At 61.7% G+C, this 14,542-nt stretch carries 15 protein-coding genes; 12 read left to right on the forward strand and 3 right to left on the reverse strand.

Annotated features, from left to right (window positions below):
* Positions 1-84: 84 nt before the first annotated feature.
* The 12 genes from bamB to C8C89_RS12020 all read left to right on the forward strand — a co-directional run bounded on the left by bamB (position 85) and on the right by C8C89_RS12020 (position 11,757).
* Complete coding sequence (gene bamB, locus C8C89_RS11965) at positions 85-1,230, forward strand: outer membrane protein assembly factor BamB (protein ID WP_101482166.1); 1,146 nt, start codon at positions 85-87, stop codon at positions 1,228-1,230.
* Positions 1,231-1,234: 4 nt separating this feature from the next.
* Entirely contained in the window at positions 1,235-2,581 is a 1,347-nt protein-coding gene (der, locus tag C8C89_RS11970; RefSeq protein WP_034752028.1) for a ribosome biogenesis GTPase Der, read from the forward strand.
* A gap of 240 nt (positions 2,582-2,821) precedes the next feature.
* Positions 2,822-3,058 carry an RNA chaperone Hfq gene (hfq, locus tag C8C89_RS11975; RefSeq protein ID WP_008450615.1) on the forward strand — a complete coding sequence of 79 codons (237 nt, stop codon included), beginning with the start codon at positions 2,822-2,824 and terminating at the stop codon, positions 3,056-3,058.
* 114 nt (positions 3,059-3,172) lie between these two features.
* Positions 3,173-4,405: a GTPase HflX gene (hflX, locus tag C8C89_RS11980; protein WP_101484652.1), complete on the forward strand. Its 1,233-nt coding sequence runs from the start codon at positions 3,173-3,175 to the stop codon at positions 4,403-4,405.
* Between the two features lie 2 nt (positions 4,406-4,407).
* Positions 4,408-5,700 carry an FtsH protease activity modulator HflK gene (gene hflK, locus C8C89_RS11985; RefSeq protein ID WP_101482165.1) on the forward strand — a complete coding sequence of 431 codons (1,293 nt, stop codon included), beginning with the start codon at positions 4,408-4,410 and terminating at the stop codon, positions 5,698-5,700.
* On the forward strand, positions 5,700-6,587 hold the full coding sequence (gene hflC / locus C8C89_RS11990) for a protease modulator HflC (protein WP_101482164.1): 888 nt from the start codon (positions 5,700-5,702) through the stop codon (positions 6,585-6,587). The genes hflK and hflC overlap by 1 nt, the downstream gene beginning before the upstream one ends.
* A gap of 271 nt (positions 6,588-6,858) precedes the next feature.
* Complete coding sequence (locus tag C8C89_RS11995; RefSeq protein WP_133990062.1) at positions 6,859-8,019, forward strand: ATP phosphoribosyltransferase regulatory subunit; 1,161 nt, start codon at positions 6,859-6,861, stop codon at positions 8,017-8,019.
* Between the two features lie 3 nt (positions 8,020-8,022).
* On the forward strand, positions 8,023-9,336 hold the full coding sequence (locus tag C8C89_RS12000) for an adenylosuccinate synthase (protein WP_034752021.1): 1,314 nt from the start codon (positions 8,023-8,025) through the stop codon (positions 9,334-9,336).
* A gap of 66 nt (positions 9,337-9,402) precedes the next feature.
* Complete coding sequence (locus C8C89_RS12005; RefSeq protein ID WP_034752020.1) at positions 9,403-9,948, forward strand: phosphoribosyltransferase family protein; 546 nt, start codon at positions 9,403-9,405, stop codon at positions 9,946-9,948.
* 65 nt (positions 9,949-10,013) lie between these two features.
* Positions 10,014-10,523: a GNAT family N-acetyltransferase gene (locus tag C8C89_RS12010; protein WP_101482162.1), complete on the forward strand. Its 510-nt coding sequence runs from the start codon at positions 10,014-10,016 to the stop codon at positions 10,521-10,523.
* Entirely contained in the window at positions 10,520-11,455 is a 936-nt protein-coding gene (locus tag C8C89_RS12015; protein WP_101482161.1) for a hypothetical protein, read from the forward strand. Before C8C89_RS12010 ends, C8C89_RS12015 begins: the two co-directional genes overlap by 4 nt.
* Positions 11,452-11,757, forward strand: coding sequence for an NIPSNAP family protein (locus tag C8C89_RS12020; protein WP_101482160.1), 306 nt, complete (start codon positions 11,452-11,454; stop codon positions 11,755-11,757). Before C8C89_RS12015 ends, C8C89_RS12020 begins: the two co-directional genes overlap by 4 nt.
* Before the next feature lie 6 nt (positions 11,758-11,763).
* On the opposite strand, the gene C8C89_RS12025 is transcribed toward C8C89_RS12020, so the two are convergent.
* From C8C89_RS12025 to C8C89_RS12035, 3 genes are all read right to left on the reverse strand, one after another.
* The gene (locus C8C89_RS12025) at positions 11,764-12,423 is read right to left on the reverse strand and encodes a glutathione S-transferase family protein (protein WP_101482159.1); all 660 of its coding nucleotides are present in this window, start codon (positions 12,421-12,423) and stop codon (positions 11,764-11,766) included.
* Between the two features lie 126 nt (positions 12,424-12,549).
* On the reverse strand, positions 12,550-13,284 hold the full coding sequence (locus tag C8C89_RS12030) for a hypothetical protein (RefSeq protein ID WP_133990064.1): 735 nt from the start codon (positions 13,282-13,284) through the stop codon (positions 12,550-12,552).
* A 3-nt stretch (positions 13,285-13,287) separates the two neighbouring features.
* On the reverse strand, positions 13,288-14,349 hold the full coding sequence (locus C8C89_RS12035) for an AI-2E family transporter (RefSeq protein ID WP_133990066.1): 1,062 nt from the start codon (positions 14,347-14,349) through the stop codon (positions 13,288-13,290).
* Between the last annotated feature and the right edge of the window lie 193 nt (positions 14,350-14,542).

A 14,542-nucleotide genomic window follows, 5' to 3' on the forward strand; every position in this document is an offset into this window, starting at 1 on the left:
AGGAACACTGATGGTTCGGCCATGCGGCGTTTTGCGCCGCCTGCCTTGCCCTTACAAGTACAAGAAAAAGGTTGGATAACACTTATGCGTGTCACTGAAAAGCTGGTAGCTGCAAGTCTGTTGGCCCTGATGGCCGGTTGCTCGTCCTGGAACCCGTTTGCCTCCAAAGACCCGAAAGTCGAACCGGCCAAGCTGGTCGAGTTAAAATCGAGCATTGCCGTACGCGACGCCTGGAAGTATTCGATCGGCAAGGCCGGCGTGTACGCCTTTACGCCTGCGCTGGCCGGCAACAGCCTGTACGTGGTCAATGCCGATGGCGCGCTGGCGCGCCTGGATGCGGCCAGCGGCCGTGAAACGTGGCGCATCAAGGCCGGCAGCGACATCACTTCCAGCGCCGGTAGCGATGGCGCGCTGGTGGCCGTGGGCGCTGCCAAGGGCGCCGTGCTGGCCTTTGATACTGATGGCAAGCAACTGTGGAAGGCGCAGGCGTCCAGCGAAGTGCTGACCCCGCCTGTAGTCGGACAGGGCGTGGTCGTAGTGCGCAGCGTGGACAACCGCATCGTCGGCTTCGATGCCAAGACGGGCGAGCGCAAGTGGACGGTGCAGCGCGCCACGCCGGCACTGACCCTGCGCAATGCGCCGGGCATGGTGATGGGTGGCGCGAATGTCTACGTGGCCCAGCCAGGCGGCAAGCTGCTGGCACTGACGGCCGCCACCGGTGTGGTACGCTGGGAGATCGTCGTCAGCGAACCGCGCGGCGCCACCGAACTGGAGCGCGTCTCCGACATCGCCGGCACGCCGGTGGTGTTCGAGGGCGAAGTGTGCGCCGTCACGTACCAGGGCAAGGTGGGCTGCTTCGATGCCGCCACGGGCGTGCCCCGCTGGACCAAGCCGATCTCGTCCGATGTGGGCGTGGCCGTCGACCAGCGTTTCGTGTTTGCCGCTGACGCCCAGGGCTCGGTGGTGGCGTTCGGCCGCGAAGCCGGTCAGAGCGCCTGGAAGAATGAGGCGCTGGCGCGCCGCCGTCTGTCGACGCCGGCCTCCTTTGGCCGCAGCGTCGCCGTCGGTGACTATCAAGGTTATATCCACTTCCTGTCACGGGAAGATGGCGCATTAATAGGTCGTGTCAGTACCGACGGTAGCCCGATTGTTTCGGCTCCCGTTGTTGCCGGTTCGAATTTGATTTTTCAAACCCAATCAGGGACAGTGACCGCTCTCGCGGTCGAGTAATACAATGAAGCCGGTAATTGCACTAGTAGGTCGACCCAATGTTGGGAAATCGACTTTATTCAATCGTCTGACCCGCTCGCGCGATGCGCTGGTGGCGGATTTGCCTGGGTTGACGCGCGATCGTCACTATGGCGAAGGCCGTGTCGGCGAACGTCCCTTCCTGGTCATCGATACGGGTGGTTTCGAACCCGTCGCCAAGGAAGGCATCATGCACCAGATGGCACTGCAGACCAAGCAGGCCGTGGCCGAGGCCGACGTGGTGGTCTTCATCGTGGACGGCCGCCAAGGCCTGACCCCGCATGACAAGACCATCGTTGACTTCCTGCGCAAGAGCGGACGCCCGGTCTTGTTGGTAGTCAATAAAAGCGAAGGCATGCGCTATACGGCCGTCGTGTCCGAATTCTATGAATTGGGCATGGGCGATCCGTATGCGATCTCGTCGGCGCACGGCGACGGCGTCAACGACCTCGTCGAAGTGATGCTGGACCTCGCTTTTGCGCAGCGTCCTGATGAGCCTGAAGAGCTGGAAAAGACGGACCGCGGCATCAAGATTGCCCTGGTGGGCCGTCCGAACGTGGGCAAGTCGACGCTCATCAACACCCTGCTGGGCGAAGAGCGCGTGATCGCATTCGACATGCCGGGTACGACGCGCGACTCGATCGAGATTCCGTTCGAGCGCGATGGCCAGCAATACACGCTGATCGACACGGCCGGTATCCGCCGCCGCGGCAAGGTGTTTGAAGCGATCGAGAAATTCTCGGTGGTGAAAACCCTGCAGTCGATTTCCGAGGCCAACGTGGTGGTGCTGATGCTTGACGCGCAGCAGGATATTTCCGAACAAGACGCGCATATCGCCGGCTTCATTCTGGAATCGGGCCGTGCGCTGGTGGTGGCCGTGAACAAGTGGGATGGCTTGCAATCGCACGAACGCGATGAAATCAAGATCGATATTGACCGCAAGCTCGATTTCCTGTCGTTCGCGCAAATGCATTTCATTTCGGCGCTGAAGGGCACCAACATCGGTCCATTGATGAAGTCGCTCAACGCCGCGTATGCAGCCGCCATGTGCGACCTGTCGACGCCGAAGCTGACGCGCGCCTTGATCGAGGCTGTGGAGAAACAGGAACCACGCCGCAAAGGCTCGATTCGTCCGAAGCTGCGCTATGCCCACCAGGGCGGCATGAACCCGCCTGTGATCGTGATACACGGCAATGCGCTCGACGCCGTTGGCGATCCATACAAGCGTTATCTGGAAAAACATTTCCGCGATACATTTGCCCTGGTCGGCACGCCGCTGCGCATTGAACTGCGCACGGGTAAAAATCCGTTTGCACGCACGCCGAGCAAGTAACGATTTCGGCTGAATTAAGTGCATATTAAGGCGCCGCAGAGATAATGCGGCGCCGACTGCCAATTCAACGGCATTTGCACGAAAATAATAAAGTGTTAATGCGCCATGCGCGACAGCGATCGTGAAAACAGGTTACAGTAGCTATGACGCATCTTTCTCTCTTTGAAAGGTGTGAGAGCACTTGAAATCAAGCGAGTCGCCTCCAATTCTTACACAACAACATAAACAAACGGAGCTGTTATGAGCAACAAAGGGCAACTGTTACAAGACCCATTCCTCAATGCATTACGCAAAGAGCATGTTCCTGTCTCGATCTACTTGGTCAATGGCATTAAATTGCAGGGCCATATCGAATCGTTCGATCAATATGTCGTATTGCTGCGCAATACAGTGACACAGATGGTGTACAAGCATGCCATCTCGACAGTGGTGCCGGCCCGTGCCGTCAATCTCAATATTGAATCTGAAGCGGAGTAAAGCGTTGAGCTTGAAGGCCCAGCGCCTTTCACCCTCCATCGCCCCCGTCCGCGCCAGCGGCGCTGATGCGTTTGCATCGGCGTCGGCGTCCGCCGCAACTTGTCTGATGCCATCATGCGCGCCGTACTAGTCGGGGTTGACTTCGGTCACAGCGACTTCGCCGCCAGCATGGAGGAACTCATGCTGTTGTCGCGCTCGGCTGGCGCTGACCCGATTTCCACCATCACGGCCAAGCGTTCCAGTCCCGATTCCGCGTATTTCGTCGGCAGCGGCAAGGCCGATGAAATTGGCGACGTCGTCGTCAACGATGGCCTGGAAATCGTCATCTTCAATCACGCCCTTTCACCTGCTCAGCAGCGCAATCTGGAAAAGCGCCTGAACGTGCGGGTGCTCGACCGTACCAGCCTGATCCTCGACATCTTCGCGCAGCGCGCCAAGAGCCACGAGGGCAAGCTGCAAGTCGAGCTGGCCCAGCTGCAGCATCTGGCCACGCGCCTGATCCGCGGCTGGACCCACCTTGAGCGGCAAAAGGGCGGTATCGGCTTGCGCGGTCCCGGCGAGACGCAGCTTGAAACGGACCGCCGGCTGATCGGCGACCGTGTCAAGGCCCTGCGCGCGCGCCTGGAAAAACTGCACAAGCAGCGCGAAACGCAGCGCCGTGCGCGCGGCCGCAATCACACATTCTCGGTGTCCCTGGTCGGCTATACCAATGCCGGCAAGTCGACCCTGTTCAATGCCGTGACCAAGGCTGGCGTGTATGTCGCCGACCAATTGTTCGCCACCCTGGACACCACCTCGCGCCGGGTTTACCTGGGCCAGGAAGTGGGCAATGTGGTGATCTCCGATACGGTCGGTTTCGTGCGCGAATTGCCGCATCAGCTGGTGGCCGCTTTCCGCGCCACGCTTGAAGAAACCATCCATGCCGATTTGCTGCTGCATGTCGTCGACGCTGCGTCGCCGGTACGCATGGAGCAGATCGAGCAGGTCAATCTGGTCTTGAAAGAGATCGGCGCCGATCATATTCCGCAAATCCTGGTGTGGAACAAGATCGATGCGGCCGGGCTGGAGCCTTCGGTGGAGCGCGACGAATATGCTACGATCAGTCGCGTGTTTGTCAGTGCGCAGAAGGGCAGCGGGCTCGACCTGCTGCGCGATGCGATCGTCGAGATGGCCAGGAAGGCGCCTCGCTCGGCCCACCTGTATCAGAACGACGAAGCACAGCAGGAAGATCAGTTGGACGGTCAGTACGACCAGCACGACCAGCACGATGGCGCCGCCCCGGACCAGGACGAAGAGCCTGGCGAGGACGATAGGATTTCCACCCACTCCCAAGTCGGAACACGATAGTTATGCTTGTCTCCCTACTCAAAAAAACAGGCTTGAAGTTGTCCCTGAACGATCCCCGCTGGGGCAATCGCAAGGACGACGGCAAGAAAGCCCAAGAAGGCAAAAAGCCCGGCGAAGGTCCGCCGGACCTCGATCAGTTGTGGCGCGATTTCAATCAGCGCCTGAATGCCTTTTTCGGACAGAAGAACCGTCCCGACAACGGCGGCAATAACAACGGTGGTGGCAGCGGCCCGCGTCCCGACATGAAGGGCGCCGGCATCACCGCCGGCGTGGTCGGCGTGATCGCCGTCTTCATCTGGCTCGCCAGTGGCGCCTTCATCGTGCAAGAGGGCCAGAACGGCGTGGTGCTCACGTTCGGCAAGTATAGCCACACTACGCCGGCCGGTTTTAACTGGCGCTGGCCGTACCCGTTCCAGACCGACGAAACGGTCAACGTGTCGCAGGTGCGCACGGTGGAAGTGGGTTACCGCCAGTCGCTGCGCAACAAGCAGGCCAGCGAGTCGCTGATGCTGACGGACGATGAAAACATCATCGACATCCAGTTCGCGGTGCAATACACGCTGAAAGATCCCGTGGCGTGGCTGTTTAACACGCGCGACCAGGAAGACACCCTGCGCCAGGTCGCCGAAACGGCGATCCGCGAAGTGGTCGGCCGCAGCAAGATGGACTTCGTGCTGTACGAAGGCCGCGAAAAGGTCGCTTACGATACGCAGCAGCTGATGCAGCAAATTCTGGACCGCTACAAGGTTGGCGCTGTCATCACCAACGTGACGATGCAGGCCGTGCAGCCGCCGGAGCAGGTGCAAGCCGCTTTCGACGATGCCGTCAAGGCTGGACAGGACCGCGAACGCCAGAAGAATGAAGGCCAGGCTTACGCCAATGACGTCATTCCAAAAGCCCGCGGCGCCGCTTTCCGCCTGATGGAGGAAGCCGCAGCGTACAGTTCGATGGTGACTGAAAACGCCGCTGGTAATGCCTCGCGTTTCAAACAGGTGCTGGTTGAGTACCAGAAGGCGCCCGTTGTCACGCGCGACCGCATGTACCTGGAAACGATGCAGCAAGTGTTCAGCAGTGCCAGCAAGGTCATGGTTGACGCGAAGACGGGCAGCAATCTGCTGTATCTGCCGCTCGACAAGCTGATCGCCCAGACGGCTGCCACCGATGCTGCCGCTGCCGCCGCCCGTGCTGCCGCGACACCCGCAGCCAATACCGTTTTGCCACAGGAAGCCATGCAGACAGTAGAAGTCAATACGCGCCGCGACAGCCGCTCTTCGCGTGAACGGGAGAGCCGCTAATGAACCGTATCGTAGCCGCCCTGATCGCGGGCTTTATCGCGATCATGCTCTTGTCCTCGACCGTGTTCGTGGTCGACCAGCGTAAGTATGCGGTCGTCTTCGCCCTCGGTGAAGTCAAGGAAGTCATCAGCACGCCGGGCCTGTATTTCAAGCTGCCGCCGCCGTTCCAGAACGTGCTGTACCTGGACAAGCGCATCCTGACGCTCGATACGCCGGAGCCGGAACGCTTCATCACGGCCGAGAAGAAGAACATCCTCGTCGACGCCTACGTGAAGTGGCGCATCGCCGACCCGCGGCTGTATTTCCGCAGCTTCGGTGGTGATGAAAAACCGGCCCGCAACCGCATGTCGCAAATCGTCAAGGCGGCGCTGAACGATGAAATCACCAAGCGCACCGTGCGCGAAGTGATCTCGGGCCAGCGCGGCAAGGTGATGGAAGCGATCCTGGCGAAGGTCTCGGCGGAAGCCAAGGCCATCGGCGTGGAAATCGTCGACGTGCGCCTGAAACGTGTCGATTACGTCGAGCAGATCAACAACTCCGTGTACGAGCGCATGAAGTCCGAGCGCGTGCGCGTGGCCAATGAGCTGCGTTCGACCGGTTCGGCCGACTCCGAGAAAATCCGCGCCGACGCCGACAAGCAGCGCACCGTGATCCTGGCCGAAGCGTATCGCGAAGCCGAGAAGATCCGCGGCGAGGGCGATGCCAAGGCGTCGCAAATCTATGCGGAAGCGTTTGGCAAGAATCCGGAGTTCTACAAGTTCTACCGTAGCCTGGAAGCCTACCGCGCCACCTTCAAGGACAAGGGCGACGTGATGGTAGTCGATCCGAGTTCGGAATTCTTCAAGTACTTCAAGGGTAACGGCACGGCCGCTCCGTCCAAGAAGTAAGGCAGCATCGAGACTGCACCTGGCCGCAAGGACGGGTGGCAGCAGCAGCGGGGCCGGCATCGACGCCGGCCCCGTTTTTTTGTGCCCGTCTAGTTGTTGCGGGAAGGCGTAAAATGCGGTGTTTTTAGGGCTGTGTGGCAGCTATTCGGAGAACTTGTCCCTAAAGGCCCGTGTTTTCGCGTAAAATATCAGGTTCGGCCTCTTGCCTGGCGCGCTCGCCGCTGCCTCGCATGATGCATTTTTTCAACTTTCTTCCGTATCTCGCTCCCTCATGCCGAATTGGCTTTTGCCCGAAAATATTGCCGATGTTCTGCCGTCGGAAGCGCGCAAGATCGAAGAGCTGCGCCGCCTCATGCTGGATAATTTCCGTCTGTACGGATATGAACTGGTCATGCCGCCGCTGCTCGAGTATCTGGAATCGCTGATGACTGGCGCTGGCAAGGATACCGACCTGCGCACGTTCAAACTGGTCGACCAGCTGTCGGGCCGCATGCTCGGCCTGCGGGCCGACATGACGACGCAAGTGGCGCGCATCGACGCGCACCTGCTGAACCGTGCCACCGTGACCCGCCTGTGCTATGCCGGCAGCGTGCTGCATACCCGTCCGTCGGGTCTGCATGCCACCCGCGAACCGCTGCAGATCGGCGCCGAAATCTATGGCCACGCCGGCCTGGAAGCGGATGCCGAGATCCAGGAACTGGCGCTCGCTTCGCTGGCACTGGCCGGTTTCGACTCTGTCCGCCTGGATTTGTCGCACGTCGGCCTGTTGCGCGCTATCATTGCGCAAGACGCCGCTGCCGTGCGCGACGAGGCTGCGCTGTACACCTTGCTGCGCGCGAAAGATGCGCCGGGCCTGCGTGCGCTGACTGCCACCTACGATCCCGTCACGCGCGATGCTTTGCTGGCCTTGCCGAATCTGTACGGCGACATCGACGTGCTGGCGCGTGCACGCCAAGTGCTGCCGCCGTTGCCGGGCGTGCTGAAGGCGCTGGCCGAGCTGGCCGCGCTGGCAGGATCCGCCCTGGGCCGCGCCGAAGTGGCGATCGACCTGGCCGACCTGCGCGGCTACCAATATGAAAGCGGCGCGATGTTTGCGCTGTATGTACCTGGCTTGCCGAACGCGGTTGCGCGCGGCGGCCGTTATGACCACGTCGGCGAAGCGTTCGGCCGGGCTCGTCCCGCGACCGGCTTCTCGCTCGATTTGCGCGAACTGGCGCGCCTGTTACCGACCGCGGAACGGAAGCATTCGATCCGCGCGCCGTGGGGCAGCGCGCCAGAATTGAAGGAAAAAATCGCCGAGTTGCGCAAGGCGGGCGAGGTCGTGATCCAGAGTATGCCGGGTCACAGTAATGAACAAGACGAGTTCGAGTGCGATCGCGTGCTGGTACTTGCCGATAATGGTAGTAGCTGGATTCTTAAAAACTTAGGTTGAGTGATGTCAAAGAAAATTATGGCAAAGAACGTCGTTGTCATCGGCACCCAATGGGGCGATGAAGGTAAAGGCAAGATCGTCGATTGGTTGACCGATCACGCCCAGGGTGTGGTGCGCTTCCAGGGCGGCCACAATGCAGGCCACACGCTGGTCATCGGCGGCGTGAAAACCGCGCTGCAACTGATCCCTTCGGGCATCATGCGTCCAGGCGTAGCCTGCTACATTGGTAACGGCGTGGTCGTTTCCGTGCCGGACGTGCTGCGCGAAATCGACAAACTCGAAGCTGTGGGCGTCGAAGTCGCCTCGCGCCTGAAAGTGTCGGACGCTGCGCCCGTGATCCTGCCGTACCACACCGCGATCGACCTGGCGCGTGAAGCCAAGCGTGGCGATGCGAAGATCGGTACCACCGGCAAGGGCATCGGCCCGGCCTATGAAGACAAAGTGGCGCGCCGCGCGATCCGTATCGCCGACCTGCTGAACGAGAAGCGCTTTGCCGAAAAGCTGGCCGAGAACCTCGATTACCACAACTTCGTGCTGGAAAACTACCTGAAAGCACCGAAAGTCGACTATCAGAAGACCCTCGACGACGCGCTGGCCTATGTGCCGCGTCTGCGTCCCATGGTCACCGACGTGTCGAGCGCGCTGTACAAGGCGCACAAGGCCGGCGCAAACCTGCTGTTCGAAGGCGCGCAGGGTTCCCTGCTTGACGTCGACCACGGCACCTATCCGTTCGTCACCTCGTCGAACTGCGTGGCCGGCAATGCCGCTGCCGGTTCGGGCGTAGGCCCAGGCATGCTGCACTACATCATGGGCATCACCAAGGCTTACACGACGCGCGTCGGTTCCGGTCCTTTCCCTTCGGAATTGCCAACGGATGCAGGCGTCGGCCATCACCTGGCGCAAGTGGGCCATGAATTCGGCACCGTGACGGGCCGCGCCCGCCGCTGCGGCTGGTTCGACGCCGCCTTGCTGCGCCGTTCCGTGCAGATCAACGGTGTGACGGGCATGTGCCTGACCAAGCTGGACGTGCTGGACGGTATCGAAACGCTGAAACTGTGCACTGGCTACACCATCGACGGCGTGGCCACGGACATCTTCCCATCGGGCGCTGAAGAAGCCGCACGTTGCGTACCGGTGTACGAAGAGATGCCAGGCTGGACGGAAAGCACGGTCGGCGCGAAATCGCTGGCTGCCTTGCCGGCGACGGCGCGCGCTTACATCAAGCGCATCGAAGAACTGGTCGGCGTACCGGTGGACATGGTTTCGACCGGTCCGGATCGTGAAGAAACGATCGTGCTGCGCCACCCATTCGAGTAAGCTGCTGGACACAATCCGCCGCAAGGCGGATTTTTTTAATCACGCTAATAATAAGATTTCACTATCATGACTACCCCACAATCGAACGATCAACATCTCTGGGTCAACTGGGAAGAGTACCACCGCCTGATCGAGCGCCTGGCGCTCAAGGTCTACGAATCAGGCTGGAAGTTTGACCAGGTATTGTGCCTGGCGCGCGGCGGCGTGCGTCCTGGCGACGTGTTCTCGCGCATTTTTGATTTGCCGCTGGCCATCCTGTCGACCAGCTCCTACCGCGAAGACGCGGGCACCGTGCGCGGCGACCTCGATATCGCCAAGTACATGACCATGACCAAGGGTCCGCTGGCTGGCCGCATCCTGCTGGTCGACGACCTGGCCGATTCCGGCGTCACCCTGGACAAGGTCACGCGTCACCTGAAGGAAAACTTCCCTGACGTGACCGAAGTCAAATCGGCCGTGATCTGGCTGAAAGGCTGCTCCGTCGTGCGTCCAGACTACTTCCTCGACGAATTGCCGCACAACCCGTGGATCCATCAGCCGTTCGAAGACTATGACGGCCTGCGCCCGCACCAGTTGGCGGCATGGATCAAGAAGGGCGAAGCAGGCAAGTAATTGCGTGCGCGCTTGCAAAAAAAAGACGATCGTGTATCGTCTTTTTTTTCGTCCAAGGAAATGCGATGACCATACTGACGACGGCGCGGCTGCGCCTGGAACCGATCACCGAAAACCACTACGAGCGCATGCGCACTCTCAACACCGATCCCGAGGTGATGACTTATCTGAACGCGGGCCAGCCCGAAACGGAAGAGGACACGCGCGCTGCCGTCACGCGTCTGGTAGGTCGCTGGGCCGAATGGGGCTATTCGTGGTGGGCCTTGATCCGTCTCGACGATGGCGAGATGGTGGGGATGGCGTGCCTGCAGCATCTCGATGGCGACAAAACCAGGCCGCATGAAATCGGCTGGCGTCTGGCCCGCACCGGCTGGGGGCAGGGCTATGCCAGCGAGGCGGCCGCCGCCATCGTCGCGCATGCCTTCGACGTCGTCGGTGCGCCTGAAGTGGTGGCCGTGGCGCACCCGGACAATGCCGCCTCGATCAAGGTCATGACGCGTTTGGGCATGCAATACGCGGGCATGGAACGCCATTACGACATCGATAGCGTCGTGTACCGTCTGGCGCGCCCATGACGGCAAGGCCGAAGCCCCTGAAGCTCGGTTGCAGCTACGGCGTGCGCTTTTCGCCCGATGGCACGCGCCTGGCTGTGCTGGGGCGCGACCTGGTCTTGTGGGATGTGGCGGCACGGCAGAAACTGTGGCGCGGCAAGTTCATCGCGCACATGTCGGGCATGGCGTTTTCGCCCGACGGCAGTCAACTGGCCATCAAGAGCACGACGGGCCAGATGGCCGTGGTGGATGCGCAGGCGGGCCAGCTGCTGCTGAACTTCCGAAACAAGAAGGATGGCGAAGGCTGCGGCCCCGCATGGTCGCCGTGCGGGCGATATCTGGCCGATGGCGGCTGGGATGGCAGCCTGCGGCTGCGCGACGCGCAAACGGGCGAGGTGCTCTTCACGCAGGTGCATGCTGGCGAGATGCTGCGCGCCATGCACACGATCGACGCCATCGATGGCGGGCGGCGTTTACTGGTACAGCACGGCGTCAAGTCGGTGGACGAGGGGCTGCTGCAGCCGCCCGACTACTGCAGTGTGTGGGACTGGCCCCTGCGGACGGGCGGCGGGAGGGTAGTGTTGTCGCTGCCAGGCCTGATGTCGTGCGCGCCGTCGCCAGATGGGGAATATCTGGCCGTGCTGCACCACGCGGGCGGCACGGAATTCCTTTCCATGTACGCGCTGGCCGACGGCAGTTGCCTGGGCAAGGTGCCCGTGGAGGCGGGGGGCGGCACGGGTAACGGCTTGCGCTGGCTGCCCGACGGCAGCGCGCTGGGCCGTATCGGCAAGGGCAAGCTGCTGTTTTACGGCTGGCCGGGGCTCGGCGTGCTGGCACAAGACGCTTTTACGTATCCCTGCGCGCTGGACTTTTTGCCTGGCTCGCCACTGGCCGCCATCGGCTCCTGGGAAGCGGGCATGCTGATGGATGTGAACGTTTACAAGGAAACCGCATGATCACCTGTTATTTGCGCTACATCATCGACCCGTACAAACTGACGGAATTCGAAGCCTACGGCAAGCTGTGGATACCGCTGGTCGAACGCTTCGGCGGCCAGCACCACGGTTACTTTTTACCGTCCGAAGGCACCAGCAACGTGGCCCTGGCCATGTTTTCATTCCCCAGTCTGGCCCTGTACGAGCAGTACCGCAGCGACTCGATGCAGGACGCCGAGTGCCAGGCCGCTTTCCGCTACGCGGAGGAGACGCGCTGCATCGTCAGCTACGAGCGCAGTTTTTTCCGCCCCGTGTTTGCCTGAGTCGCCTCAATCGCGCTGCGGCGCGCCCAGGGGAAAGAGGTGGCGATACGGGCGTGCTTCTTCCACAGCGCGGGCGAACGATGGGCGGGCCAGCAGGCGCGCGCGGTAGGCGCGCAGCAGGGGCAGCGCGGCGGGAATCGGCTGCGTCCAGTCGGCATAGAACAGCGACGGGGCGGCGGCGCAGTCGGCCAGGGTAAAGTCTTCGCCGGCGGCCCACGTCCTGCCCGCCAGGTGGGTTTCCAGCCAGGCGTAGGCGAGGTCCAGTTTTTCGCCGGCAAACGCGCGGCTTTCCTCAGTCTTCGCCGGGTCGCCAGTCAGGGCCGCGCCGACGGCAAGCTGCACGGGCGTCATGACATGCAGGTCGAAGTATCGGTCGAGAAAGCGCACTTCCAGCGCCTGCATCGAGTCGTCCGGCAGCAGGCGCAGCGGGCCGGGATGGGCCACTTGCAGGTATTCGATGATGATGCTGGTCTCGGCGACGTTGCGCTCCCCGTCCACCAGCAGCGGAAACTTGCGCAGCGGCCAGCGCGCCAGCCACTGCTGCAGGTGCTGCGGCATGTCCGGTGCCAGGCAGCGGAAGTCGAACGGTATGGCGTTCTCGTACAGGGCAATGAGCACCTTCTGCGTGTACGAGGAAAAAGGATGGCCGTAGAGGATGAGCGACACGGTAGGATCTCCGGTTGTTTTGCAAGGTTGGCAACACGCGCGTGCTGTAACGATAGTGCAATGGCAGTGTCAATGCAAGCGATCCGGGCTGTTCGTACACCTCCCGCTACCCACCTTCACTCGTCGTTAGAACCTGATGGGACAAGGGGCCGCAGTCCCTTCGCCAAAACCGGCGTAGCCGGATCGCGCGCTGAGGTTCAGCGTCATATTGCCTTTGTCCGGCAAATAGATGCAGTATTCACCGGTCGCCGTGATGACGCGGTAGATGCGCTTGGGATCGTTTGGTGCGCTCCACAGTTCGATACGTGCTGCTTCGAACCACTTCGGCTTGACCGCCGCATGCGCTTCCGCGAAGCCTTTCGCCAGGCGCGTGTGCGGCGTCTCGGGCGGCGCCACGAATTCCTGCGGATGCTCTGCGCGTAGTTGGCGGTCGATGGCGCCGGCTGCCTGCAGCGCCTGTTGCGCCAGGGTGAGGGGGGCGGCCTTGGGTGCGGCAGGCACCGGTTCTGCCGACAGGGCATCGTCTTGCGGCTGGTCCTGCACCGGTGCTGGCGCCTCCTTCTGTGGCGACACGCTTGCCGTGCTCGATGGAAGGGTTGGCGGAGGTGCCGGCGCTGGATCTGGCTCGGCGGGTGGAATCAACCCTCGTGTTGGCGGCAGTGGTGGCGTCAGCTGCAGCCAGACCCGGTCATCGTGCTCGATGCTGGTGTGTACGGGCTGCGTAGCGGCCCAGAACAGCGCCAGGTGCAGCAGGATAATCGCGGCGATGTAGCGGCCATGGGGACGCTGGCCGAGAGAAAAATCATGCTCCTGTCGTGCAGGGTTGATGCGCATCTGTTTCCCGCTTGGCCAGGTCGCCACGCTTTAATCCTCGGCCTGAAACTCGCTGGCCGAGACGAACAGATCCCACGAAGCGATGAACAGGGCCGCCACCACGGGGCCGATGACGAAGCCGTTCAGGCCAAACAGGGCCATGCCGCCTACGGTCGATAGCAGCACCACGTAGTCGGGCATCTTGGTGTCCTTGCCCACCAGGATGGGGCGCAGCACGTTGTCGACCAGGCCGATGACGAAGACGCCGAAGGCGGCCAGGCCTGCGCCTTGCCAGATCGCACCCGTGGCCAGGAAGTAGACGGCCACGGGCGCCCAGACAAGGGCGGCGCCGACGGCTGGCAGCAGCGACAGGAAGGCCATCAGCACTGCCCACAGCAGGGGCGCGGGCACGTCCAGGAACCAGAACGCCAGGCCGCCGAGGGCGCCCTGGGCGATCGCCACGAGGATGTTGCCCTTCACCGTAGCGCGGATCACCGTCGTGAAATTGGTGAACAGGCGCTGCTTGTACTTGCGGCTCAGCGGCACGGCGCCCTTGATGCGGGCCGACAGGGCGGAGCCATCGCGCATGAGGAAAAACAGCAGATACAGCATGATGCACAGGCTGGTGAGGAATTCAAAGGTGTACAGGCCCACATTGATGGCTTTCACCGCCACCACCTGGCTTAGCTGCGTGGCGCCCTCGGCCAGCTTGTCCTGCAGGCTGGCCAGGCTGCTCAGATTGAAGCGCTCGAGCAAATTGATCAGCCATTGCGGCAGCACCGCCATGATTTTATTGAAGAACATGCCGACCGTGATTTCGCCCGAACGTACCATTTCCACTACGCTGGCCGCCTGGTTCACCAGCGACACTGAAATGAGCGACAGCGGCAGGATCACGATGACGACGATGAGCAGCAAGGTCAGCACCGACGCCAGGCCGGCGCGGCCCTTGCTTTTCCGCAGCAGCCAGCGATACACAGGTGCAAACAGGATCGCCAGGATGACGCCCCAGAAGATGGCGCCAGCGTATGGCGCCAGTATCCAGCCGAAGCCGATGGTGACGATGCTCAAGAGGAGCAAGAACACTTTCTGGTGCAGCGTGAGTGTATGCATGGGCGGTAGCGCTATGATAAGGGTTGAGTTGTGCCATCATAAGCGAGGCGTGCTGGGGCGCGCCATACAATTGTCGCCTTGGTCGTCTGTGCGCGAGCGCACCTGGCGCCGGCGGGCTGGCAACGTGGTGGCGGCAATTCCAGTAAGCTGTCGTTTCAGGCGCTCCATCCCCGGGCGCCTTTGACTTCTTTTG

The sequence above is a fragment of the Janthinobacterium sp. 75 genome (assembly GCF_004365495.1).
Lineage (GTDB): Bacteria > Pseudomonadota > Gammaproteobacteria > Burkholderiales > Burkholderiaceae_D > Janthinobacterium.